This is a genomic window from Streptomyces sp. NPDC014864 (assembly GCF_043081525.1).
Lineage (GTDB): Bacteria > Actinomycetota > Actinomycetes > Streptomycetales > Streptomycetaceae > Streptomyces.
The window spans coordinates 75,499-100,062 of record NZ_JBIBWT010000012.1 but is presented as its reverse complement, the minus strand read 5'-3'; the positions used below and the strand labels follow the sequence as shown (position 1 = coordinate 100,062).

At 72.1% G+C, this 24,564-nt stretch carries 21 protein-coding genes; 4 read left to right on the top strand and 17 right to left on the bottom strand.

Annotated elements, in window-relative coordinates; translation table 11 throughout:
- The 16 genes from ACF1A5_RS22235 to rsmH all read right to left on the bottom strand — a co-directional run bounded on the left by ACF1A5_RS22235 (nt 1) and on the right by rsmH (nt 17,894).
- Nucleotides 1–1,176: a DivIVA domain-containing protein gene (locus ACF1A5_RS22235; protein WP_392194588.1), complete on the bottom strand. Its 1,176-nt coding sequence runs from the start codon at nt 1,174–1,176 to the stop codon at nt 1–3.
- Between the two features lie 53 nt (nt 1,177–1,229).
- The gene (locus tag ACF1A5_RS22230; RefSeq protein WP_392194587.1) at nt 1,230–1,514 is read right to left on the bottom strand and encodes a YggT family protein; all 285 of its coding nucleotides are present in this window, start codon (nt 1,512–1,514) and stop codon (nt 1,230–1,232) included.
- Nucleotides 1,515–1,562: 48 nt separating this feature from the next.
- Entirely contained in the window at nt 1,563–2,204 is a 642-nt protein-coding gene (locus ACF1A5_RS22225) for a cell division protein SepF (RefSeq protein ID WP_392194586.1), read from the bottom strand.
- A gap of 129 nt (nt 2,205–2,333) precedes the next feature.
- Complete coding sequence (locus ACF1A5_RS22220) at nt 2,334–3,053, bottom strand: YggS family pyridoxal phosphate-dependent enzyme (protein WP_392194585.1); 720 nt, start codon at nt 3,051–3,053, stop codon at nt 2,334–2,336.
- 6 nt (nt 3,054–3,059) lie between these two features.
- The gene (gene pgeF, locus ACF1A5_RS22215; protein ID WP_392194584.1) at nt 3,060–3,788 is read right to left on the bottom strand and encodes a peptidoglycan editing factor PgeF; all 729 of its coding nucleotides are present in this window, start codon (nt 3,786–3,788) and stop codon (nt 3,060–3,062) included.
- Nucleotides 3,785–4,981, bottom strand: a complete 1,197-nt coding sequence (gene ftsZ, locus ACF1A5_RS22210) for a cell division protein FtsZ (RefSeq protein ID WP_392194583.1) — start codon at nt 4,979–4,981, stop codon at nt 3,785–3,787. Before ftsZ ends, pgeF begins: the two co-directional genes overlap by 4 nt.
- A 278-nt stretch (nt 4,982–5,259) precedes the next feature.
- A complete protein-coding gene (locus ACF1A5_RS22205) occupies nt 5,260–6,054 on the bottom strand; it encodes a cell division protein FtsQ/DivIB (RefSeq protein WP_392194582.1) in 795 nt (264 codons plus the stop codon).
- 27 nt (nt 6,055–6,081) lie between these two features.
- Complete coding sequence (gene murG / locus ACF1A5_RS22200; RefSeq protein WP_392194581.1) at nt 6,082–7,170, bottom strand: undecaprenyldiphospho-muramoylpentapeptide beta-N-acetylglucosaminyltransferase; 1,089 nt, start codon at nt 7,168–7,170, stop codon at nt 6,082–6,084.
- A gap of 6 nt (nt 7,171–7,176) precedes the next feature.
- Entirely contained in the window at nt 7,177–8,610 is a 1,434-nt protein-coding gene (ftsW, locus tag ACF1A5_RS22195; RefSeq protein ID WP_392194580.1) for a putative lipid II flippase FtsW, read from the bottom strand.
- Between the two features lie 72 nt (nt 8,611–8,682).
- The gene (gene murD / locus ACF1A5_RS22190; protein WP_392194579.1) at nt 8,683–10,101 is read right to left on the bottom strand and encodes a UDP-N-acetylmuramoyl-L-alanine--D-glutamate ligase; all 1,419 of its coding nucleotides are present in this window, start codon (nt 10,099–10,101) and stop codon (nt 8,683–8,685) included.
- The gene (mraY, locus tag ACF1A5_RS22185) at nt 10,083–11,153 is read right to left on the bottom strand and encodes a phospho-N-acetylmuramoyl-pentapeptide-transferase (protein ID WP_392194708.1); all 1,071 of its coding nucleotides are present in this window, start codon (nt 11,151–11,153) and stop codon (nt 10,083–10,085) included. The genes murD and mraY overlap by 19 nt, the downstream gene beginning before the upstream one ends.
- A complete protein-coding gene (gene murF / locus ACF1A5_RS22180; protein WP_392194578.1) occupies nt 11,153–12,568 on the bottom strand; it encodes a UDP-N-acetylmuramoyl-tripeptide--D-alanyl-D-alanine ligase in 1,416 nt (471 codons plus the stop codon). The genes mraY and murF overlap by 1 nt, the downstream gene beginning before the upstream one ends.
- 4 nt (nt 12,569–12,572) lie before the next feature.
- On the bottom strand, nt 12,573–14,228 hold the full coding sequence (locus tag ACF1A5_RS22175) for a UDP-N-acetylmuramoyl-L-alanyl-D-glutamate--2,6-diaminopimelate ligase (RefSeq protein WP_392194577.1): 1,656 nt from the start codon (nt 14,226–14,228) through the stop codon (nt 12,573–12,575).
- A gap of 72 nt (nt 14,229–14,300) precedes the next feature.
- Nucleotides 14,301–16,253 (bottom strand): peptidoglycan D,D-transpeptidase FtsI family protein, encoded by a 1,953-nt coding sequence (locus tag ACF1A5_RS22170; RefSeq protein WP_392194576.1) that lies wholly within the window; start codon nt 16,251–16,253, stop codon nt 14,301–14,303.
- A gap of 5 nt (nt 16,254–16,258) precedes the next feature.
- Nucleotides 16,259–16,855 (bottom strand): septum formation initiator family protein, encoded by a 597-nt coding sequence (locus ACF1A5_RS22165; protein WP_392194575.1) that lies wholly within the window; start codon nt 16,853–16,855, stop codon nt 16,259–16,261.
- A gap of 82 nt (nt 16,856–16,937) precedes the next feature.
- Nucleotides 16,938–17,894 carry a 16S rRNA (cytosine(1402)-N(4))-methyltransferase RsmH gene (rsmH, locus tag ACF1A5_RS22160; protein WP_392194574.1) on the bottom strand — a complete coding sequence of 319 codons (957 nt, stop codon included), beginning with the start codon at nt 17,892–17,894 and terminating at the stop codon, nt 16,938–16,940.
- 447 nt (nt 17,895–18,341) lie between these two features.
- Between rsmH and ACF1A5_RS22155 the strand changes: the two genes are divergently transcribed.
- From ACF1A5_RS22155 to ACF1A5_RS22140, 4 genes are all read left to right on the top strand, one after another.
- On the top strand, nt 18,342–18,887 hold the full coding sequence (locus tag ACF1A5_RS22155) for a beta-class carbonic anhydrase (RefSeq protein WP_392194573.1): 546 nt from the start codon (nt 18,342–18,344) through the stop codon (nt 18,885–18,887).
- A 281-nt stretch (nt 18,888–19,168) separates the two neighbouring features.
- Nucleotides 19,169–20,206 carry an AAA family ATPase gene (locus ACF1A5_RS22150; RefSeq protein WP_392194572.1) on the top strand — a complete coding sequence of 346 codons (1,038 nt, stop codon included), beginning with the start codon at nt 19,169–19,171 and terminating at the stop codon, nt 20,204–20,206.
- Nucleotides 20,206–21,603, top strand: a complete 1,398-nt coding sequence (locus ACF1A5_RS22145; RefSeq protein WP_392194571.1) for a DUF58 domain-containing protein — start codon at nt 20,206–20,208, stop codon at nt 21,601–21,603. Before ACF1A5_RS22150 ends, ACF1A5_RS22145 begins: the two co-directional genes overlap by 1 nt.
- Nucleotides 21,600–23,972, top strand: coding sequence for a DUF3488 and DUF4129 domain-containing transglutaminase family protein (locus tag ACF1A5_RS22140; RefSeq protein ID WP_392194570.1), 2,373 nt, complete (start codon nt 21,600–21,602; stop codon nt 23,970–23,972). Before ACF1A5_RS22145 ends, ACF1A5_RS22140 begins: the two co-directional genes overlap by 4 nt.
- Before the next feature lie 92 nt (nt 23,973–24,064).
- Here ACF1A5_RS22140 and ACF1A5_RS22135 read toward each other — a convergent pair whose 3' ends face one another.
- Complete coding sequence (locus ACF1A5_RS22135) at nt 24,065–24,457, bottom strand: DUF3040 domain-containing protein (protein ID WP_392194569.1); 393 nt, start codon at nt 24,455–24,457, stop codon at nt 24,065–24,067.
- Nucleotides 24,458–24,564 lie beyond the last annotated feature (107 nt).

Sequence of the window (24,564 nt, the reverse complement as noted above, 5' to 3'; positions counted from 1 at the left end):
TCAGTTGTCGTCCTCGTCGATGAGGAACCCGCGCATCGGCGAGGGAGCCTGCCCCATCGGGGAGGGGCCCTGCGGACGCACCGGCGCCATCGGCTGGGTCATCGCCGGGGACATCTGCTGCTGGCCACCGTAGGACGGACCGGACGGACCGGGCCCGCCGCCCATCGTCTGGTTGCCGCCACCGTACGACGGGGCACCCGCTCCGGCCGGAGCCATGGAGGGCGCCGGGGACGGCGGCAGCGACGCGGTCGCCGGGGTGCGCGGCGGGGCCAGCGAGTCGTCGGCCTGGGTCTCCAGCTGGCGCAGCTGCGACTCCAGGTAGGACTTCAGGCGGGTGCGGTACTCGCGCTCGAAGCCGCGCAGGTCCTCGACCTTGCGCTCCAGCGTGGCGCGGGCGGACTCCAGGGAGCCCATCGCGACGCGGTGCTTCTCCTGCGCGTCCCGCTCCAGCGCGTCGGCCTTGGCGCGCGCGTCACGCTCCAGACCCTCGGCGCGGCTGCGGGCCTCACCGACGATCTTGTTGGCCTCGGAACGCGCCTCGGCGATCGCCTGGTCGGCGGTCTGCTGGGCCAGCGACAGAACGCGCGCGGCGCTGTCGCCACCGGGACCCTGACCCATCGGTCCGGGACCGCCCATGGGTCCGCCCATCGGACCGGGACCCATCTGGCCCTGCATCGGGCCCTGGCCCATCGGACCCTGACCCATGGGGCCCTGACCCATCGGACCCTGACCCATGGGACCCTGACCCATCGGACCCTGACCCATGGGGCCCTGACCCATGGGGCCCTGACCCTGCGGACCCTGACCGCTGGGGCCGGCGGGCAACTGCGGGGCACCGCTGGGCAGCTGGGGCGGGCCACCCATGGGGCCACCCATCTGCTGCTGCGGCGGGCCCGATATCCCGGCGGGGACCGGAGCGCCCGGACCGCGCATGCCCTGCTGCTGCGGATGCTGCTGCTGGTCCTCCGGAGGCTTGCGCATGTTCTGCTGGTTCTGGGCAGCAGCGCGCGTGGCCGCAGCCAGTTTGGCGCGCAGGTCCTCGTTCTCGCGGAGCAGGCGCGTCAGCTCGGCTTCGACCTCATCGAGGAAGGCATCGACCTCGTCCTCGTCATAGCCTTCTCGGAGGCGGACGGTCGTGAACTGCTTGTTCCGCACGTCCTCGGGGGTCAACGGCATCTCTTCACCTCAACGTAGTCGTCGGCGTTCGGCAAGACGGTAGTTCACATCGCTCACAGCCGGCTCACGATAGAGATCAGGATGTAGACGATGATCATCAGCACGAAGAAGGACAGGTCGAGCGCCACGCCCCCGAGACGCAGCGGCGGGATGACCCGCCGCAGAAGCTTGAGCGGTGGATCGGTGACAGTGTAGGTGGCCTCCAGAATGACCACCATCGCCTTGCCGGGTTGCCACGAGCGGGCGAACTGGAAGACGTAGTCCATGACCAACCGGAAGATGAGCACGATCAGGAAGCACATCAACGCGATGTAGATCACGTCCAGGAACACGCTCATGACTCGTGCTTCCCTCTCCCCTGTTCCCTGTGCCTGTCGGTCTGCGTCTTAGCTCTGGTTGAAGAACCCGCCCTCTGCGATACGGGCCTTGTCCTCCGCCGTGACATCGACGTTAGCAGGCGACAACAGAAACACCTTCTGCGTCACCCGTTCGATGCTGCCGTGAAGACCAAACACCAAACCGGCCGCAAAGTCGACAAGTCGCTTCGCATCTGTGTCGTCCATCTCAGTCAGATTCATGATCACCGGAGTGCCCTCACGGAAGTGTTCCCCGATGGTACGGGCCTCGTTGTAGGTCCGGGGGTGAAGCGTGGTGATCCGGTACGGCTCACGTTCCGACACGACCTTGGGCATGATCACCGGCGCGTTCTTCTCCAGGCTCTGACGTTCTTGTGTGATGGATGCCACGGGCGCGATGCGCGCCGGACGTCCCGATTCCGCCGGGAGCGAAGCGGCGTGGGGAATCGGGTCGCGCGGCGCCGGAGGCTGCACCGCTCGTACCGGTTCGTCCCTTTGTGGCTGGTGTGTTACGTGCGGCTGGTGCGGCGGCTCGTGCCGCCGCCGGTCCCGCTCGGGCTCCGGATCCAGCTCGGGTTCGAAGTCGTCATCGGGGTCGAAACCCCGGCCGTCGTACCCATCGTCCTCCACGAGGCCGAGGTAGACCGCCATCTTGCGCATCGCGCCGGCCATGCTCTGAGTCCTCCGCTCTGTGGTGGATCATCGGCTGACGACTGCCAAGTCCCGCGATCCACGAGGTCTTTGCGCCGTCTTCGGCGGTATTGACCATATTTTCTGCTGTGGTCCGACTTCCTGGCGACGTTACCCGAGCCCGGGGCGGACTCCGAGTACCGCAGTGCCGACGCGCACATGTGTCGCCCCGGCGGCCACGGCCTCCTCGAGATCCGCACTCATCCCTGCCGAGACCATGGTTGCAGCCGGATGAGATCGGCGCAGGTCGGTCGACAAATCCATGAGCCGTTCGAAGGCGGCCCGTTGACGCCCCGCGTACTCGCCGGTGAGCGGGGCCACGGTCATCAGGCCGTCGAGCCTCAGCGCCGGCGCGCCGGCGACCAGATCGGCCAACTCCGCGACTCCGCCGGGGGCCACTCCGCCCCGCTCCCCGCGCCCGCTCGCGTCCGCGTCGAGCGCGACCTGCAGCAGGCACCCGACCTCGCGCCCCGCCCGCTCGGCCTCCTTCGACAGCGCCGTCACGAGCCGCGCCCGGTCGACGGACTGCACGACGTCGGCGTAACCGACCACGGATCGCACCTTATTGGTCTGAAGTTGACCGACAAAATGCCAAATGAGGGGCAGATCCTCACATTCGGCGGCCTTGGGGGCCGCCTCCTGGTCCCGGTTCTCGGCGACGTGACGCACACCGAGTTCCGACAGCATCCGCACATCCGACGCCGGATACGTCTTGGTGACCACGACGAGGGTCACCTCCTCGCGGGGCCGGCCCGCGGCCGCGCACGCGGCGGCGATGCGTTCCTCCACCTTCGCCAGGTTCGCGGCGAGTTCGCCCTTACGGTCCGTCATGCCCCATCAGTCCAGCCAGACATAGCTCGCGAGCCGCCCGGTGGTGCGGTCGCGACGGTACGAGAAGTGATCGCGTGACTCCAGCGTGCACACCGGTGACTGCTGCCGGTCGCGCACCCCGAGACGCTCCAGCTGCGCATGCGCTCCGGCGCTCACGTCGACGGCCGGAGTGCCCCAGCTCGTCTCGGAGTGCGCCGCCGGCTCGACGGCGGCGACCTCGGCGCGCATCGTCTCCGGCACCTCGTAGCACCGTCCGCAGACGGCGGGTCCGGTGCGGGCGACGATCCGGGCCGGGTCGGCACCGAGTTCCACCATGGCGCGCACGGCGGCGGGCACGACCCCGGCGACCATCCCGGGGCGCCCGGCGTGCGCCGCGCCCGCCACCCCGGCGACGGGGTCGGCGAGCAGCACCGGCGTGCAGTCGGCGGTGAGCACGGCGAGGGCGAGACCCCGCCGCGCGGTGACGATCGCGTCGACCTCGGGCGCGGGGTGGTCCCCCCAGGGGGCGTCGACCACGGCGACGTCCGCCCCGTGCACCTGGTTCATCCACACCACCCGGGCCGGGTCGAGTCCGAGTGCCCCGGCGGCCCGTTCGCGGTTGGTGCGCACGGCGTCGGGGTCGTCACCGACCGCTCCGCCGAGATTGAGCTCCTCGTACGGAACGGCGCTCACCCCGCCCCACCGGTCGGTGAAGGCGAAGTGCGCGCCGTTCACGGTGTCGCGCTGTCCTATCACTTCAGGAAGTCCGGTACGTCCAGTTCCTCGGCCGCGCTGTCCGAGTAGGTCCGCGACGGCGGGATCGGCGGGGTGACGGCCGGGAGCTCGGTCACCGGCTCCGGGGCGACGGGCTCCGGCTCCTCCTTCGGCGTCACGCTGCCGAGCGAACCGAAGGTCGGGCGGCTCTCCGGCTGCCGCGCCGGGGCCGGCTCCTCGCGCTTGGCCGCGGACGAGCCGAGGACGTTGTCCCGCCGGGCCGGCGGCTGACCGCCGTCGAATCCGGCCGCGATCACGGTGACCCGCACCTCGTCCCCGAGGGCGTCGTCGATGACCGCGCCGAAGATGATGTTGGCCTCGGGGTGGGCGGCCTCGCTGACCAGTTGGGCGGCCTCGTTGATCTCGAAGAGGCCGAGGTCGGAGCCGCCGGAGATGGAGAGCAGCACGCCCCGGGCGCCATCGATGGACGCCTCCAGGAGCGGCGAGGAGATCGCCATCTCGGCCGCCGCCACCGCGCGGTCGTCGCCGCGGGCCGAGCCGATGCCCATCAGGGCCGAACCGGCCTCGGACATGACCGACTTGACGTCGGCGAAGTCGAGGTTGATCAGGCCGGGGGTGGTGATCAGGTCGGTGATGCCCTGCACACCGGACAGCAGCACCTGGTCCGCGGACTTGAACGCGTCGAGCACGCTGACCTGGCGGTCCGAGATGGAGAGCAGCCGGTCGTTGGGGATGACGATGAGGGTGTCGACCTCTTCGCGCAGCTCTGCGATGCCGTCCTCGGCCTGGTTGGCCCGGCGCCGCCCCTCGAAGGTGAACGGGCGGGTGACCACGCCGATGGTGAGGGCGCCGAGCGAGCGCGCGATGTTGGCCACGACGGGCGCGCCGCCGGTGCCGGTGCCGCCGCCTTCACCGGCTGTCACGAAGACCATGTCGGCCCCCTTGAGGACCTCCTCGATCTCCTCGCGGTGGTCCTCGGCGGCCTTGCGGCCGACGGCCGGGTTGGCGCCGGCGCCGAGTCCGCGGGTCAGTTCGCGGCCGACGTCGAGCTTGACGTCGGCGTCACTCATCAACAGCGCCTGCGCGTCGGTGTTGATGGCGATGAACTCGACGCCCTTGAGACCGACCTCGATCATCCGGTTGATGGCATTGACACCACCGCCGCCGACACCGATGACTTTGATGACTGCGAGGTAGTTCTGCGGTGCTGCCACGTCGAAGGCCTCTCGCCTCGAGTTACGTGTCGTCGCATCACGGCCTTGCCGCGATCCGACGACTGATGCCGAATGGGACGGTCCGAACGCCGACCCGAACCCTAACGCTGAAGTTTAGGGTTACCAGTGTGCCTGTTCCCTGGACTCTTCCGAACAGGACACTAAGTCGACAAGTGGCGCACGTTCAACGAACACGCCGAACCTCCCGTTTTTCTTTTCACCCTATGTGATCAGGCATAGCGGTGCCCAGCCAGGGTGCTGGCCTGCGCGGATGTGCGTCAACTCCCCGCTGACGCGGGCGCGGTGGGGACGCTGACGTCGAAGTGCCGCGCGTTCGGCGCCGCTTTCATCAGGGCGGTGAGTGCGCGGGCCTTGTCGCGGCCGCCGTCGCCACTGCCCCAGGCGACGGTTCGGCCGCCGTTGAGCTCCAGTGAGATGTCGTCGTAGGTACGGACCTTGAGCACGCGGGTGTCGCGGGCGACCGCGGCCGGAATACGGCGGGCCACCGCGACCGCCTCGCGCACCAGCCGGCTCTCCGGGAAGCGCCGCAGGCTCGCGGCCGCGGATCCCGAACGGGAAAGGGACATTTCCAGGACGGGCACGCCTTTCGGCGCCCGCGGAACCGTGGCGAAACGGACACCGATGTGGTCCACTTCGACGAACTTTCCGCCCTTTTCCTCCACCAGAACCGGAGTGCGCTCACTCACTTTCAGCCCGATTCCATGGGGCCATGCGCGAACGACGTCGATCGAGTCAATTCGGGGCAGCGCACGGCGAAGACGCGTCTCGATCGCGTCGGTGTCCACGGAGACCAGTGGCGCGCCGACCGGCACGTCGGCCGCCGCGCGCACCTGGGCGGGCGTCAGCACCCTCGTCCCGGAGACGGACACGTGCTCCACGCGGGTCCACCGCGAGCCGTAGAGCAGCCAGAGGGAGCCGGCGGTGAGGATCAGTACGACAACCGCCAGGACGACGATCGTACGAGGGCGGGGGCTTCGCCGTCGGCGGGCCGGGGGCGGGCCGGACGACTCCTGCTGGCGTTCACCGCGCTCGGCGGTCGTCGGTCCGGCCACGCTTGCTGCCCTTCCGTGCATATGGTCCTAACGGCGCGAGGCGATCGCCTCGTGCACCATGCCGACGAGCAGGTCGTCGGCGTCCCGGCGGCCGAACTCCCCGGCGGCGCGGGACATCTCGTACAGCCGGTGCGGATCGGCGAGCACGGGCAGGACGTTCTGCTGCACCCACTCCGGGGTGAGTTCCGCGTCGTCGACCAGCAGGCCGCCGCCGGCCTTGACCACCGGCTGGGCGTTCAGCCGCTGTTCGCCGTTGCCGATGGGCAGCGGGACGTAGGCGGCCGGGAGTCCGACGGCGGAGAGTTCGGCGACGGTCATCGCGCCGGCCCGGCAGAGCATCATGTCGGCCGCGGCGTACGCGAGGTCCATCCGGTCCAGGTAACTTACCGGGATGTACGGGGGCATTCCCGGCATCTGGTGGACCTGCGGCAGTTCGTTCTTCGGGCCGACCGCGTGCAGGATCTGGATGCCCGCCTGCTGGAGGTAGGGCGCGACCTGCTGGACCACCTCGTTGAGCCGGCGGGCGCCCTGCGAGCCGCCGGAGACCAGGAGCGTGGGCAGGTTGGGGTCGAGCCCGAACATCGCGCGCGCCTCGGGGCGCACGGCGGCCCGGTCGAGGGTGGCGATGGAGCGGCGCAGCGGGATGCCGATGTAGCGGGCGTCGCGCAGCTTGCTGTCCGGAGTGGAGACGGCGACCCGGGCCGCGTAGCGCGAACCGATCTTGTTGGCCAGGCCGGGGCGGGCGTTCGCCTCGTGGATGACGATCGGGACGCCGAGCCGCTTGGCCGCCAGGTAGGCGGGCAGGGCCACGTAACCGCCGAAGCCGACGACGGCGTCCGCCTTGGTCCGCTCCAGGATCTGCTCGGCGGCCTTGATCGTGCCGCGCAGCCGGCCCGGGACGGTGATCAGCTCGGGGGTGGGCTTGCGCGGCAGGGGCACGGCCGGGATCAGCGCCAGCTCGTAGCCCCGCTCCGGGACGAGCCGGGTCTCCAGACCTCGCTCCGTGCCCAGGGCTGTGATCCCCACGGTCGGGTCCTGCCTGCGCAGGGCGTCCGCGAGGGCGAGCGCGGGCTCGATGTGGCCCGCGGTACCTCCGCCGGCGAGTACGACATGCACCGAAATTCACCGCTCTCCGGACGAGCGCGCCGCCGAGGCGCGCCGTCGCATCGTGTTCCATCTCCGAGGCTCCCGGCCGGGTTCCCGCCCGGAGCCCCGCTCAGGCGTCCGGCCGGACGTCCGATCGGGCTTCCGGCCGGACTTCCGGTCGGCCGCAAAGCCTCCCGCCCGCTTTCTACCAAAGCGAGGTTGCCGCATCGCAAGCGCCGCCCGCGCAGCGGGCTCGTCCCGCGCGAAGGCGATCAGCAACCCGATGGCGAACATGGTCGGCAGCAGGGCGGATCCTCCGTAGGAGAACAGCGGGAGCGGGACGCCGGCGATCGGCAGCAGACCGAGCACCGCACCGATGTTGATCACCGCCTGCGCGGTGATCCACGTGGTCACGCCTCCCGCGGCGTACCTCACGAAGGGATCCTCCGTGCGTCCGGCCACGCGGATGCCCGCATAGCCTAGAGCCGCGAACAGGGCGAGCACCGACAGCGTCCCCGCCAGACCCAGTTCCTCACCGGTGACGGCGAAGATGAAGTCCGTGTGGGCTTCGGGCAGTTGGCCCCATTTTTCCACACTCGCGCCGAGCCCGGAGCCGAAGATCCCGCCGGAGGCCAGCGCGTAGATGCCGTGCACCGCCTGCCAGCACGTCCCGCCCGGCCCGAGGTCCGTGGCTCCGATGCAGGCGAGCCGGTCCATGCGGTTCGGGTTGGTCTTGATCAGCAGCCCGCCGATCGCGGCGGCGACGGACAGCACGCCCACGAAGAGGCGTGTGGGCGCCCCCGCCAGCCACAGCAGGCCGAAGAGGATCGCGGTGAGGATGATCGCGGTGCCCATGTCGCCGCCGAGCATGATCAGGCCGAGCAGCAGGAAGGTCACCGGCACGAGCGGCACCAGCATGTGCTTCCACTGCGTGAGCAGCCTCTTGTCCTGCTTGCGCGCGATCAGGTCGGCGCCCCACAGCACCAGCGCCAGCTTGCCGATCTCGCTGGGCTGGATCTGGAAGGAGCCGCCCAGCGAGATCCAGTTCTGGTTGCCGTTGACCGACATCCCTATCCCCGGCACCTGCACCAGCGCCATCAGGAACACCGCGCCCGCCAGGATCGGGTAGGCGAGGGCCCGGTGCAGCTTGACCGGCATCCGGGAGGCGGCGAGCAGCAGCCCGGCCCCGAGGACGGCCGCGAGCAGCTGCTTGCGGAAGAAGTACGAGCCCGGCAGCGCCATCTGCAGCGCCGTGATCTGGGAGGCCGAGTAGACCATCACCAGGCCCAGCACGGTGATCAGCAGACTGCCGCCGAAGATCAGGTAGTACGCGGTCAGCGGCCGGTCCCAGGCCTTGCGGGCCCGGATGAGGAAACGCCGCAGAGGATGCTCGCGGGGCGTGCGGGGGGTCGCGGGCCGGCCCGCCGCCCGCTGCACGGGCGGCCGCCGGCCGGTGCGGCTACCGGGCATCGGCACCTCCCCTGTACGTCGGCCTTGACGGTCGCACGCGTTCCTCCCGAAGTCGCCCGGCGGGCGGCCGGGTCAGGCGCCGAGCTCGCGCACCGCCTGGGCGAACGCGTCACCGCGCCTGTTGTAGTTGGCGAACATGTCCATGGAGGCGCAGGCCGGGGCCAGCAGCACCGTGTCGCCGGGTCCGGCGAGCCGCTTCGCCTCCTGGACGGCCTGGAGCATCGCCCCAGTGTCGGTCCGGTCGAGGTCGACGACGGGTACTTCCGGGGCGTGTCGCGCGAGGGCTTCACGGATCAGGGCGCGGTCGGCGCCGATGAGCACCACACCCCGGAGCCGCTTCGCCGACCTGGCGACCAGCTCGTCGAAGGTGGCGCCCTTCGCCAGACCGCCCGCGATCCACACGATCGACTCGTAGGCCGCCAACGACGCTTCTGCCGCATGGGTGTTGGTGGCCTTGGAGTCGTCCACGTACGCCACGCCGTCCACGTCGGCGACGTGCGCGATGCGGTGGGCGTCCGGGGTGAAGGCCCGCAGCCCGTCCCGTACGGCCTGGGGCGGTACCCCGAAGGCGCGCGCCAGGGCCGCGGCGGCAAGGGCGTTGGCGACGTTGTGCGGGGCCGGCGGGTTCACGTCGGCGACCTCGGCGAGCTCCTGGGCGTTCTCGTGCCGGTTCTCGACGAACGCGCGGTCCACCAGGATGCCCTCCACGACGCCGAGTTGGGACGGCCCGGGGGTGCCGAGGGTGAAGCCGATCGCCCGGCAGCCCTCCTCGACGTCCGCCTCGCGCACCAGGTCCTCGGTGGCCTTGTCGGCGGCGTTGTAGACGCAGGCGACCCGATTGCCCTCGTAGACACGGCCCTTGTCGGCGGCGTAGGCCTCCATGGAGCCGTGCCAGTCGAGGTGGTCGGGCGCCAGGTTGAGCACCACCGCGGAGTGCGCCCGCAGCGAGGGCGCCCAGTGCAGTTGGTAGCTGGAGAGCTCCACGGCGAGGACGTCGTACCGCTCCTCGCCGAGCACGGCGTCCAGCAGCGAGACGCCGATGTTGCCGACGGCGGCCGTGCGCAGGCCCGCCGCCGTGAGGATGGAGGCGAGCATCTGCACGGTGGTGGTCTTGCCGTTGGTGCCGGTCACCGCCAGCCACGGCGGGGCGTCCGGGCCGCGCAGCCGCCAGGCCAGTTCGACGTCGCCCCAGACCGGTACGCCCGCCCTGCCGGCGGCGAGGAACAGCGGCTTGTCCGGCTTCCAGCCGGGCGCGGTGACGATCAGCTCGGTGCCCTCCGGCAGGGTCTCCCCGTCACCGAGCCGGACCGTGACGCCGAGCGCCTCCAGCTCCGCGGCCTGCGCCCGGGCCCGCTCGTCGTCGCCGTCGTTGACGACGGTGACGTTCGCGCCGAGCCCGTGCAGGACCTTGGCCGCCGGGACACCCGAGACGCCGAGTCCGGCGACGGTGACGTTCTTCCCCTGCCAGTCGGTCACTTGTCCGCTGCCCATCCCGCGTAGAAGAGGCCCAGTCCGACGATCACACAGATGCCCTGGATGATCCAGAAGCGGACCACCACCAGGACCTCGGACCAGCCCTTGAGTTCGAAGTGGTGCTGCAGTGGCGCCATCCGGAAGACGCGCTTGCCGGTCAGGCGGAAGGAGCCGACCTGGATGACCACCGACATGGTGATCAGGACGAACAGGCCGCCGAGCAGCGCGAGCAGCAGCTCGGTGCGCGAGCAGATCGCCAGGCCGGCGAGCACGCCGCCGAGCGCGAGCGAACCGGTGTCGCCCATGAAGATCTTGGCCGGCGAGGTGTTCCACCACAGGAAGCCGAGGCAGGCGCCCATCAGCGCGGAGGCGACGACCGCGAGGTCGAGCGGGTCGCGGACCTCGTAGCAGGCGCCCGGGTTGGTGAGGGTCTGCGCGTTGGCGCAGGACTCCTGGAACTGCCACACGCCGATGAAGGTGTAGGCGCCGAAGACCAGCACGGAGGCGCCGGTGGCCAGACCGTCCAGACCGTCGGTGAGGTTCACGCCGTTCGACATCGCGAGGATCATGAACAGCGCCCAGACCACGAACAGCACCGGGCCGATCGTCCAGCCGAAGTCGGTGATGAACGACAGCTTGGTGGAGGCGGGGGTGTTGCCGCGGTTGTCGGCGAACATCAGCGCGAGCACGGCGAACCCGATGCCGACGATCAGCTGGCCGGTCATCTTCGCCTTGGCCCGCAGACCCAGCGAACGGCGCTTGACGATCTTGATGTAGTCGTCGAGGAAGCCGACCAGGCCCATGCCGACCATCAGGCCGAGCACCAGCAGGCCCGAGTAGGTCGGAGGGTAGCCGGTGATGACCTTGGACAGGAAGTACGCGGCGACCGTCGCCAGGATGAAGGCGATGCCGCCCATGGTCGGCGTACCGCGCTTGCTGGCGTGCTCGCGCGGGCCGTCGTCGCGGATGTACTGGCCGTAGCCCTTGCGGGCGAGAAGCTTGATCAGCAGTGGTGTGCCGACCAGCGTCAGGAAGAGGCCAATGACACCTGCGAACAGGATCTGCTTCATCATCGGGCGGCGACCTCACCCTCGGCACCGGTCTCCAGCAGCGCCTGGGCAACGCTCTCCAGACCGACCGAACGGGACGCCTTCACGAGAACGACGTCTCCCGGGCGCAACTCGCTGCGCAACAGGTCGACCGCCGCCTGTGCGTCGGACACGTGCACCGACTCCTCACCCCACGAACCCTCGTTATATGCGCCCAGTTGCAGCCAGGACGCTTCCCTGCCCCCGACCGCGACGAGCTTGCTGACGTTGAGCCGGACGGCGAGCCGTCCGACAGCGTCGTGCTCGGCGAGCGCCTCGTCCCCGAGCTCGGCCATCTTGCCGAGCACCGCCCAGGTCCGCCGTCCCCTGCCCATCGCGGCCAGCGCGCGCAGGGCGGCCCGCATGGACTCGGGGTTGGCGTTGTAGGCGTCGTTGACGATGGTCACGCCGTCCGGGCGCTCGGTGACCTCCATCCGCCAGCGGGAGAGGGAGCCCGCCTCGGAGAGCGCGGTGGCGATCTCTTCCGCGGACATGCCCAGCTCATGGGCGACGGCGGCCGCGGCGAGCGCGTTCGACACGTGGTGCTCACCGTACAGGCGCATGGTCACATCGCTTGCACCGGAGGGTGTGTGAAGCCTGAATGAGGGCTGTCCGGTGTCCGTGAGTCTTACGTTCTCGGCGCGTACGTCCGCTTCGTCGCTCTCTCCGAAAAGGACCACCCTCGCCTTCGTACGGGAGGCCATGGCCCGGACCAACGGGTCGTCGGCGTTGAGGATCGCCGCCCCGCCCTCCTCCGCGGCGGGCAGCGCCTCGACCAACTCCCCCTTCGCCTGGGCGATCTGCTCGCGGCCGCCGAACTCGCCGATGTGGGCGGTGCCGACGTTGAGCACCAGGCCGACCTTCGGCGGGGTCAGGCCGGTGAGGTAGCGGATGTGGCCGATGCCGCGGGCGCCCATCTCCAGCACGAGGAACTTCGTCTCCTCGGTGGCGGTCAGGGCGGTCAGCGGCAGCCCGATCTCGTTGTTGAGGGAGCCGGGCGTGAACACCGTCGGCGCCTTGCGGCCCAGCACCTGGGCGATGAGGTCCTTGGTGCTGGTCTTGCCCGCGGAGCCGGTGAGGGCCACCAGGGTCGTGCCGAGCCGACGCACCACATGGCGGGCGAGGGCGCCGAGCGCGGCCTGGACGTCGTCGACGACGATCGCGGGCACGCCGACGGGACGGGAGGCCAGTACGGCGACCGCGCCCGCCTCGACGACCGCCCGCGCGAAGTCGTGGCCGTCCACGCGCTCCCCGACGAAGGCGACGAAGAGGCTGCCGGGCCCGGCCTCCCGGGAGTCCCGGACGACGGGTCCGGTGACCTGGACGGACGGATCCGGTATGTCGTGCGTCTGCCCGCCGACGACTGCTGCGATCTCGGCGAGGGAGAGGGCGATCACAAGTTCATCCCTGGGTCTGCTGGATAGCTTCGCGAAGCACCTGGCGGTCGTCGAAGGGACGGATCACGCCGGCGATGTCCTGGCCCTGCTCGTGGCCCTTGCCCGCGACCAGCACGGTGTCCCCGGGCCGCGCGCGGGAGACCGCGGCGGCGATCGCGGCGGCCCGCTCCTCGAAGAGGACCACCTCGCCGCGCTCGTGCGCGGGCACGGACGCCGCGCCCTGGAGCATGGTCGCGAGGATCGCCAGGGGGTCCTCGGAGCGGGGGTTGTCGGAGGTCAGTACGGCTGTGTCGGCGAGCCGGGCCGCCGCCGCGCCCATGGGGGCCCGCTTCGTCCGGTCGCGGTCGCCGCCACAGCCGATCACGATGTGCACCTGGCCCTTGGTGACCTTGCGCAGGGCCTTGAGGACGGACTCGACGGCGTCGGTCTTGTGGGCGTAGTCGACGACGGCGAGGTAGGGCTGTCCGGCGTCCACCCGCTCCAGGCGGCCGGGCACGCCCGGCACGGCGGCGACTCCGTCGGCGGCGGCCTGCGGGTCGAGGCCCGCGGCGGCCAGGGCGACGATCGCGGCGAGGGTGTTGGCGACGTTGAAGGGGCCCGGCAGCGGCGACCTGGCGGCGATCCGCTGTCCCTCGGGGCCGATCACGGTGAACGTCGAGTCCAGGGGCCCGACCTCGACGTCCTCGGCGCGCCAGTCGGCGTCGGGGTGGCCCTCGGCGGAGAAGGTGACGACCGGGACGGTGGCCTCCCGGACCAGCCGGCGCCCGTACTCGTCGTCGTGGTTGACCACGCCGAGCCTGCTGCGCAGGGGCGTGAACAGCTGCGCCTTGGCCTGGAAGTAGTCCTCCATGCCGGAGTGGAACTCCATGTGTTCCGGGCTGAGGTTGGTGAACACGCCGATGTCGAAGACGCAGGCGTCGACACGGCCGAGGACCAGCGCGTGGCTGGAGACCTCCATGGCGACCGCCTCGACGCCCCGCTCGCGCATCACCGCGAACAGGGCCTGCAGGTCGGTCGCCTCGGGGGTGGTGCGCTCGGACTTGATGCGCTCGTCGCCGATGCGCATCTCGACGGTGCCGATCAGTCCGGTGGACCTGGCCGTCCTCAGGCCGCCCTCGACGAGGTAGGCCGTGGTGGTCTTGCCGGAGGTGCCGGTGATGCCGATCTGGAGCAGGTCGCGGCCGGGGTGGCCGTAGATCGTGGCCGCCAGCTCGCCCATCCGCCCGCGCGGGTCGTCGACGACCAGGACCGGCAGGCCGGTCGCGGCGGCGCGCTCGGCGCCGGTCGGGTCGGTCAGCACGGCGACGGCGCCCAGGCCGGCCGCCTGCGTGACGAAGTCGGCGCCGTGCATGCGGGCGCCGGGCAGCGCGGCGTACAGGTCGCCGGGGCGCACGGCGCGGGAGTCGTGGGTGATCCCCGTGACCTCGGCGGCGCCCTCGGGGGTGGCGGCACCCAGCTGTCCGGCGAGCTCCGCGAGGGGTGTGGCGGAGACCTGGGCCGGTCGCGGCGGTCCCGGATACGTCACGGAAGCGCCCTTCTGGGTGGTTTGGGACTGATCAGCGTGTGGCACGGCGGTGAGCGTACCGGGCGTACCCGCTCCGGAGCGAAGTGAGGGCCTGGGCGGGGTGGGGTTCCCGGGGCCGGAGGTGTTCGTTGTCACGGGCTGTTTCCTGATCGGTGTGCAGCGGCGGTGCGGTCGCGTGGTGTCCGGTGGTGCGGGGCTCGGGGACGGTCACGGCTTGAAGTCGACGGGCAGGTTCGCGGCCCGCGCTCCGGTCGGCGGCACCTGGAGCGTCTTCAGCGCGAACTCCATGACCTGCTTGTAGACCGGGCCGCAGATCTGGCCGCCGAAGTAGCTGCCCCTGGTGGCGTTCTGGATGGCGCAGTACACGGTGACGCGGGGGCTGTCCGCGGGGGCGAACCCGGCGAACGACGAGGTGTAGCCGCGGTATCTGCCCGTGGCCGGATCCACGCGGTTGGCCGTACCCGTCTTCCCCGCGACCCGGTACCCCGGGATGCGCCCCTTCACGCCCGTGCCCTGCTCGTCGTCCACCACGGACTCCAGCATCCGGGCGAGCTGCTTGGCCGTCGCGGCGCTGACCACCCGCGACTTCTCGGGCTTCGGGACGGGGGTGAAGCGGCCGTCGGCGCCCTTGGCGCCGCGCACCAGGGTGGGCTGCACCCGGACGCCGTCGTTGGCGATCGTCGAGTAGACGGACGCCGCCTGCATCGCGTTGATGGAGAAGCCCTGGCCGAAAGGGATCGTGTACTGCTGCGAGGTGGACCACTTGTCGGGCGGCGCGAGGATGCCCCTGGTCTCGCCGGGGAAGTCCAGTCCGGTGTAGCGGCCGATGCCGAACTTGCGGAGGTAGGAGTAGAGGACCGTGTTGGCCTCCGCCTGGGTCTTCCCCAGCTGCCCGGTGGCCAGGATGGTGCCGATGTTGCTGGACTTGGCGAGCACGCCGTTGAGCGTCAGGTACCAGGTGTCGTGGTCGACGTCGTCCTGGAAGAGCCGGTCGCCGCGGTGCAGCCGGTTGGGCACGACGACGTGGGTGAGCGGGGTGGCCGCGTTCTCCTGGAGGACGGCCGCCATCGACATGACCTTGGCGGTGGAGCCGGGCTCGAAGGCGTCCTGGACGGCGGCGTTGCCGAGCGCGGCCGGGTTCGCCCGGGACAGGTCGTTGGGATCGAAGCCCGGCGCGTTGGCCATGGCGAGGATCTCGCCGGTCCGGGTGTCCTGCACGATGACGTAGCCGCGGTCGGCCCCGGACTTCTTCACCTGCTCGCTGATGGCGTTCTGCGCGGCCCACTGGATGTCCCGGTCGATGGTGAGCTCGACGTCGGCGCCGGGCACCGCGGGCGTCTCGGTGGAACCCGCGGTGGGCACCTGGCGGCCGCCGGACTGGGCGTAGCGGACCTGGCCGGCCTTGCCGGACAGCTGCTTCTCCAGCTGCTGTTCGACACCGCCGCCGCCCTTGCCCTCGGCGTTGACCCAGCCCAGTATCCCGGCGGCGAGGTCGCCGTTGGGGTACACCCGCTTGCTGCTGGGGTCGGCGAAGACTCCGGCGAGGACGTTGACGGTGGACTTGTCCGCCTGGGACTTCTTCACGAGCGCGGACTTCAGGTCCTTGATCTGCTTCCAGACCTGCGGGGTCCGGCGGCGCGCCAGCAGCACGTAGCGCGTGTTCGGCGTGCGCAGCTTCCGCGCGATCGTGTCCTGCTCCTGGCCGAGGATCGGGGCGAGCAGCGCGGCGGCCCGTTCGGGCCCGTCGCCGACCTTCAGCTCCCCGCGCGTGAACATGGTGGGGTCGGCCGTGATGTCGTCGGCGTCCACGCTGATCGCGAGGGCCACGCCGTTGCGGTCGGTGATGCCGCCCCGCTCGGCGGCGAGCGTGTGGACGACGTACCGGTTCTCGTCGGCCTTGGCGGCGTAGGCGCTCGCGTCGACGGCCTGCACCTGGAGCAGCCGTACGACGAACACGAGCAGCACCAGGGTCAGCGCCAGGGCGACCATGCGCAGCCGCGGGCGGGGGCTGCCGAGCCGGAGGACGCGCGACGCCGGGGGGCGGCGCGGGCCCGGGCGGCGGGCCGGGCGGGCGCCCGGGCCGGGGCGCTGGCCGCCGCGGGGGCGGGCGGGCCTTGCGGGTCCGGGCACGCGGCGGCGCGGCGGTTCCCTGTCGGACACTTCCGTCACCTGCCGGAGGTCGTGGTCGAGGCGGGCTGGGGCGGGGGCGCGGCGGCGGGGGCGGACGCGACCGGGGCGGAGGGCGACGCGCTGGCGGGGGCCGTGGGCGACGCCGTACCCGCCGCCGTCGGCGGAGTGGTCGCGGGTACGGCCGGCCGGGTGCCGTCCGTGGCGGCCGGCGACGCCGTGAGGTCCTCCGGCGGCCGTACCGACACCGGCACGTCCTCCGGATCGGGCTCGGGGGCGGGCGACGGGACGCCCTTCACGGTGCCGTCGGGGCTCAGGAAGGCCGGGTCGCCGCCGGGCACCATGCCGAGTTGGCGGGCGCGGCGCTGGAGGGCGTCGGGGGCGGAGTAGGAGTCGATGTCGCGCTGGAGGGCCTGCTCCTCGTCGGTGAGGTTCTTGGTGTCCTTCTGCAGGTCGTCGAGCTGGAACGCGCCCTCGCTGAGCGCGGAGTTCAGCACCAGGAGACCGATCAGGCCGCCGCCGAGGAGGAGCACGACGAGGAGGACGAACGGGGTGCGGGCGGCCTGGCCGCCCTTGGCCGGGAGGAGCCGCGCGAGCCGGGCGGCACGGCCCCTCAGTTCGGGTCTGCTGCTCACCGGTCCCCCCGATTTCGCCGTTCCCACTCGCCCACCGCGCGGGGGACGGCGCCGCACGCGTACGGCCGCCCCGTCAGCTCCCTCACTCGACGTCCTCCCTGATGCGCTCGGCCCCGCGCAGCCGGGCCGGTGCCGCCCGCCGGTTCTCGGCGATCTCTTCCTCGGTGGGAAGTTCGGCACCGCGCGTCAGCAGCTTGAGCCGGGGCTGGTAGCGCTCGGGGACGACCGGCAGTCCGGGCGGGGCGGTGCTGGTGGCACCGGCCGCGAACACCTGCTTCACCAGGCGGTCTTCGAGCGAGTGGTACGACAGTACGGCGATCCGGCCGCCGACGGCGAGGGCCCCGACCGCGGCCGGGATCGCCCGCTCCAGGACCGCCAGTTCGCCGTTGACCTCGATGCGCAGCGCCTGGAAGGTGCGCTTGGCCGGGTTGCCGCCGGTGCGCTTGGCGGCCTGCGGCAGGGCGTCGCGGATGAGTTCGACCAGCCGGGCGCTGGTGCTGAAGGGCTCCTTCTCGCGTTCGCGCACGATCGCGGCCACGATCCGCTTGGCCTGCTTCTCCTCGCCGTAGGCCCGCAGGATGCGGACGAGTTCACCGGGCGGGTAGGTGTTGAGCACCTCGGCGGCGCTCATGCCGGTCGTCTGGTCCATGCGCATGTCCAGCGGCGCGTCCTGGGCGTAGGCGAAGCCGCGGTCGGCCTCGTCGAGCTGCATGGAGGAGACGCCGAGGTCGAACAGGACGCCCTGGACGCGCGCGAGGCCGAGCCGGTCGAGGACCTCGGGCAGCTCGTCGTAGACGGCGTGCACCAGGGTGGCCCGGTCGCCGAAGGGGGCGAGCCGCTCGCCGGACAGGCGCAGCGCCTCCTTGTCGCGGTCGAGGGCGACGAGCCGCGCCTCGGGGAAACGGGTGAGCAGGGCCTCACTGTGGCCGCCGAGGCCGAGTGTGCAGTCGACGACCACCGCTCCCGGCCGCTCCAGGGCGGGCGCCAGCAGGTCCAGGCACCGCTGGAGCATCACGGGGACGTGTCGGCTCTGACTCAAGGGGCCCTCTCAGGTCCGGCGCGGGCCTACGCACCGCCGGGTCCCCGCCCTCCCCCGGTGGACGCCGGGGGTGCCCCCGGTGAGGGGGAGGCCCGCCGGCGCCGGAAGCGTCGGCCGACCGGCAGCGGGAGAAGGCCGAGCCGTACGTACGCGCCGCGCACGTGGGGAGACCGTCCGCGCGGGTGCCGGGGTCTCCGGGGAAAAGCAGTCCAGCAGGGAGGGCCGCGCCTCCCGCTTCGCGTCACTTTAGTCCACCCTGTCTCGCGGTCAATCAACCGGCCTGCGCGTCGCCCGCCGGAGCGTCGGCGACACCGCGCGGGGCGAAGGTTCACCCGTTCGGCTGCCGGGTCGCGATCCGTGTGGAGTCGCTCACAACAAGCCACGGAGGCCTTCTTTGTCCCCTCTCACAGCAGGACCGGACCGGGGGTGACCAGTAACGTCATGGGTATGACGACTTCTGCAGCAGTTCCCGCCGGATCCGATGGAGCCATAACGGGCGGCACGGTCACGGACCGTCTCGTCGAGGCCAACCAGCACTACGCCGACGCGTTCACCGACCCCGGGATGGACGCCCGGCCCGTCCTGCACGTCGCGGTAGTGGCCTGCATGGACGCCCGACTCGACCTGCACAAGGCGCTCGGCCTGCAGCTCGGCGACTGTCACACCATCCGCAACGCGGGCGGTGTCGTCACCGACGACGTGATCCGCTCGCTGACCATCAGCCAGCGGGCGCTCGGCACCCGCAGCGTGGTCCTCATCCACCACACCGGCTGCGGCCTGGAGTCCCTCACCGAGGAGTTCCGGCACGACCTGGAGATGGAGGTCGGGCAGCGTCCCGGGTGGGCGGTGGAGGCCTTCCGGGACGTCGACCAGGACGTGCGCCAGTCGATGCAGCGCGTGCGCACCTCGCCGTTCCTGCTGCACACCGACGACGTGCGCGGCTTCGTCTTCGACGTCAAGACGGGTCTGCTGCGCGAGATCGACCCCGCCTGACCCTCCGACCGCCCGACCCGCCCGGCCCACCCGACACCCCGCTCACATCACGCCGTCACCGTCGACAAAAGGCCGTAAGGCCCGACATATCGCAGCCACTTGTCCGCAGGCGAGTGACACGAACCGGTAACGGCAACAAGAATGCGGGGGTGACAACACGCGTTTTACCGCGTGAGGTCCGTGTTCAGGGGTGGGCCGGTCCGCACCGCGGTGTGTCGGCCCGGGAAACATTGGGGTATCCCTGCTCGTCCAGAGCTTGGGTAAGGGCCGAGGAGGGCCGGGTGACGACCTATGACGATCGAGCGAGCCTCACTGATCTGACCGCCACTGTGGAGCGCGTCCGCAGTTCGGTGGAGGGAGTGATCGAGGGCAAGCCCGAGGTCGTACGGCTTTCACTGACCGTGCTGCTCGCCGAGGGGCATCTCCTGATCGAGGACGTGCCCGGGGTGGGCAAGACGATGCTGGCCAAGGCGCTGGCGCGGTCCATCGACTGCTCGGTGCGGCGCATCCAGTTCACGCCCGACCTGCTGCCCTCGGACATCACCGGCGTGTCCATCTGGGACCAGCAGCGCCGGGACTTCGAGTTCAAGCCCGGCGCGATCTTCGCGCAGATCGTGATCGGCGACGAGATCAACCGCGCCTCGCCCAAGACCCAGTCGGCCCTGCTGGAGTCGATGGAGGAGCGCCAGGTCACCATCGACGGGCAGACCTACGAACTGCCCAGCCCCTTCATGGTGGTGGCCACGCAGAACCCGGTCGAGATGGAGGGCACCTACCCGCTGCCCGAGGCCCAGCGCGACCGCTTCATGGCCCGCGTCTCCATCGGCTACCCCAGCGCGGACGCCGAGGTGCAGATGCTGGACGTGCACGGCGGGGTCAACCCGCTCGACGACCTCCAGCCGGTCGCCCACGCGCACGAGATCGTGAAGCTGGTCGAGGCGGTCCGCGGCGTCCACGTCGCCGAGACGGTACGGCGGTACGCGGTCGACCTGGTCGCCGCCACCCGCACCCACCCCGACCTCAGACTCGGCGCCTCGCCGCGCGCCACCCTGCACCTGCTGCGCGCCGCGAAGGCCTCCGCCGCCCTCGGCGGCCGGGAGTACGCGCTGCCGGACGACGTGCAGGCCCTCGCCGTGGCCGTGCTGGCCCACCGGCTGCTGCCCACCGCCCAGGCCCAGCTCAACCGGCGTTCGGCGGAGCAGGTCGTGCAGGAGATCCTGCAGAACACCCCGGTGCCCGCGGCGCCCCAGCAGCAGAGCGGCTTCGGCCTGGGCCGGGGCACGGCGGCGTTCGGCCAGCAGCCGCCGCGGCGGCTGTGATGGCGGACGCGGGGACGGCGCGTGCGGAGGCCGACCGGGGCGACCGAAGCGGCGTACGCACCGCGCTGGCCGGTCTGACCACCCGCGGACGCTCCTTCCTGGCCGCCGGCGTGGCGGCCGCGCTCTGCGCCTACGTCCTCGGGCAGAGCGATCTGCTGAGGGTCGGCCTGCTGCTCGCCGCGCTGCCCCTGCTCTGCGCGGCGGTGCTCCACCGCACGCGCCACCGGGTCGCCGGCAGCCGCCGCCTGTCCCCCGCGCGCGTGCCCGCCGGCAGCGAGGCCCGGGTGCATCTGCGGATGGAGAACGTCTCCCGGCTGCCCACCGGCCTGCTGATGCTCCAGGACCGGGTGCCGTACGTGCTCGGGCCGCGGCCCCGCTTCGTCCTGGACCGGGTGGAGCCGGGCGGTCGCCGCGAGGTGTCCTACCGGGTCCGCTCCGACCTGCGCGGCCGCTATCCGCTGGGCCCGCTGCAACTGCGGCTGACCGACCCGTTCGGGATGTGCGAACTGACCCGGTCCTTCTCCGCGTTCGACACCCTGACCGTCGTCCCGCGCGTGACACCGCTGCCGCCGGTACGGCTGAGCGGCGAGGCCAAGGGGTACGGCGACGGGCGGCAGCGCTCGCTGGCCCTGGCGGGCGAGGACGACGTCATCCCGCGCGGGTACCGCCACGGCGACGACCTGCGCCGTGTGCACTGGCGCTCCACCGCCCGCTACGGCGAGCTGATGGTGCGCCGCGAGGAGCAGCCGCAGCGCGCCCGCTGCACGGTGCTCCTGGACACCCGGTACATCGCCTTCCGGGGCGCCGGCCCGGACTCGGCCTTCGAGTGGGCCGTCTCGGGCGCCGCCTCGGTGCTGGTGCACATGCTGGAGCGGGGCTTCTCGGTGCGGCTGCTCACCGACACCGGCGCCTCGGTGCCCGGCGAGGGCTCCGAGGGGTTCGCGGGCGCGAGCCAGGAGTCGGCGGACGCGGCCGGGCTGATGATGGACACCCTCGCGGTGATCGACCACTCGGACGGGGCGGGCCTGTCCCGGGCGTACGACACGCTGCGCGGCGGCAACGAGGGGCTCCTGGTGGCCTTCCTCGGCGACCTCGACGAGGAGCAGGCCGCGGTGGTCGCCAGGATGCGCCAACGCGGCGGCGCGGCTGTCGCGTTCGTGCTGGACAGCGACGCGTGGGTGCGGGAGCGCACCGACGTGCCCGGACCGGTGCACGGCACCGGGGAGCGGCTGCGGATGCTGCGCGAGTCCGGGTGGACGGCGGTGGAGGTGCCGCGTGGCGCCTCGCTGGAGGAGGTGTGGCACCAGGCGGACCGGGAGCGTACGGGCGTCGGCGCCGCGAGCAGGACGGGCTTCGGCACGGCGGGCGTGGCGGGCCACGGGGAGGGGCGGTCATGAGCGGCCGGACACGACTGGCGCTGTGTGCCGCGGCGGCCACGCTGATGGCGGCCTGCGCGCTGCTGCCGCTGGTCTCGCCCATGACATGGCTCCTGCAGGCCACGGTGCTGCTGGCGGCGCAGACGGGCGTGGGCGTGGCGGCCCGGCGGGTGCCGCTGGCCCGGACGCTGACGGTGGCCGCGCAGGCCCTGGTCACGCTGCTCCTGCTGACCCTGGTCTTCGCGCACGGGCAGGCCGTCGCCGGGCTGCTGCCCGGTCCGGACGCCTTCCGCCGCCTGGCCGGTCTGCTGCAACTGGGCGCGCAGGACGTCGGCCGGTACGCGATCCCGGCCCCGCTGTCCGACGGCATCCGGCTGATGCTCGTCGGCGGGGTCCTGCTGATCGGGCTGATCGTGGACACCCTCGCGGTGACCTTCCGCAGCGCGGCCCCGGCGGGTCTGCCGCTGCTCGCGCTGTACTCGGTGGCGGCCGGGCTGTCCGACGGGGACGACTGGCTGAGCTTCCTGGTCGCCGCGGGCGGCTATCTGATGCTGCTGCTGGCGGAGGGCCGGGACCGGCTCTCGCAGTGGGGGCGGGTGTTCGCCGGGGCGGCGCGCGGCGCGGGCGGGGAGGCCGGCGGGGCCACCGCGCCGGTGCGCACCGGGCGCCGGATCGGCGCGGCCGCGCTGGCGGTCGCCCTTCTGCCGCTGCCGGCGATGGGGGGCGGCCTGCTGGACAACGCCGGTGACGGCATCGGCTCCGGCAGCGGGAACGGCGGCACGATCTCCGCGGTGAACCCGCTGGTGTCGCTGCGCGACAGCCTGAACGTGGACGAGGACCGCACGGTCATGTCGCTGCGCACGAACGCCGGTGACGTCTCCGACCTCTATCTGCGGATCGTCTCCCTGGACGACTTCGACGGCACCACCTGGAAACCGTCCCAGCGGCACATCGTCGGCGTGCCGGACCGGTTCCCCGCCCCGGCCGGCCTCGACCCCAAGGTCGGCCGTACGGAGATCACCACCTCGATCGCGGCGGCCGACTGGTACGCGCAGGACTGGCTGCCGATGCCGTACCCGCCCAGCGAGGTGCGCATCAAGGGCAGTTGGCGCTACGAGCCGGTGGGCATGACGCTCGTCGGCGACCACGGCCAGAACACGCGCGGGCTGACGTACCAGGTGCGGAGCCTTCAGGTGCGGCCGACGGCGGAGCAGTTGGCCACGGCGCCCGCTCCGGCGCCGGCCCTGCGGCGCGAGTACACCAAGGTGCCCCTCTCGCTGCCCGGGATCGTGGGGGTGACCGCGCGGGCGGTCACCGACGGAGCGGCGAACCCCTACGAGGAGGCGGTCAAGCTCCAGGACTGGTTCGCCGTCGACGGCGGCTTCCAGTACGACACCCAGGTCCAGGTGGGCAGCGGCGCCGCGGGGATCGCACGGTTCCTGAAGGACAAGCGGGGCTTCTGCGTGCACTTCTCCTTCGCGATGGCCGCGATGGCGCGCACGCTCGGCATTCCGGCCCGGGTCGCGGTGGGTTTCGCACCCGGTTCCCCGCAGGGCGACGGCACGGTGGCGGTGGGGCTGAAGGACGCGCACGCCTGGCCGGAGCTGTACTTCGAGGGCGTCGGCTGGACCCGCTTCGAACCGACCCCGACCCGCGGCTCGACCCCGTCGTACACCCGGTCGGACGCGCCGGGCAGCACCCTGCCGGACCCGGCGCTGCCCTCGCAGTCGTCGTCGGCGGGACCGTCCGCCGCGCCCTCGGCCGGTCAGAGCTGCACGGCGCTGCAGCGGAAGATGCAGGAGTGCGCGAGCCCGTCCCCGCAGGTGGTGGCGGTCCCGGGCGGCGGCGGCCCGCCGTGGTACGAGCTGCTGGGCTGGGTACTGGGCGGGGCGGCCGTCCTGGCGCTGCCGCTGTCACCGATGCTGTGGCGCCGGCGGGCGCGGGCCGTACGGCTGGGCGCGCACGGGCGCGGCGCGGCGGACTCCGTGGTCCGCACCCTGGCGGCGTGGCAGGAACTGACGGACACGGCCTGGGACTTCGGGATTCTGCCGGACGAGTCGCAGACCCCGCGCGGGGCGGCCGCCCGGATCGTGCGGCTCGGCCGGCTGGACCCGGTGACCGGGGCCTCGGCGCACCGGCTGGCGCACGCCGTGGAGCAGGTGCTCTACGCCCCGCACCCGCGGCCCGCGGCCGGGCTCGCCGAGGACGTCCGCCGCGTCGTCGCCGGCCTGCGGAGCACGGCCGGCAGCGGCACGCGGCTGCGCGCCACGTTCGCGCCGCGCTCGATCGTCCGTCTGGTGTGGGGGCTGTCGGCGTGGTGGTCGGCGCTCACGTCCCGTGTCTCGGCCGCCCGGCCCGCCCTGCGCCGGCCGTCGGGGCAGCGGAGCTGAGCGTCCGGGTCCGGACATGCGGGAGGGGGTGACCGCCCGGGCGGTCACCCCCTCGGGCACCACGTGAGGAGTCCGGCGCGCCGGGGCGGGCCCTAGTGGCCCTGTTGCTCGTCGCGGCGGCGCTGCCAGCGCTGTTCGATCCGGTCCATCATGGAGCGCTTGGCGCGCACGGGACGGCGGGCCTGCTGTCCGCCGACGGCCTGTTCACCCGGCTTGGGCGCCTTGCGCCAGCCGGTCACGGCCAGCACGGCACAGCCCAGCATCACGAGGAAGCCCACCACGCTCACCCAGATCATCTGGGCGACCATTCCAGCCATGAGGAGCGCGATACCCACGAGGAAGCCCACGACCGCCTGGTAGACCCGCCGCCGGGTGTACGTACGCAGCCCGCTTCCCTCGAGCGCCGACGCGAACTTGGGATCTTCGGCGTACAGCGCTCGCTCCATCTGCTCGAGCATGCGCTGCTCGTGCTCCGAGAGCGGCACGGAGTCCTCCTCATCGTGCAGTCGCCGGGGCGACCCGGGGGGTCCCTTCAGGATAGGCAGGGAATCGCCCCCGTGAAACCCGCCCCTCTGCGCCAATTGACCAACCG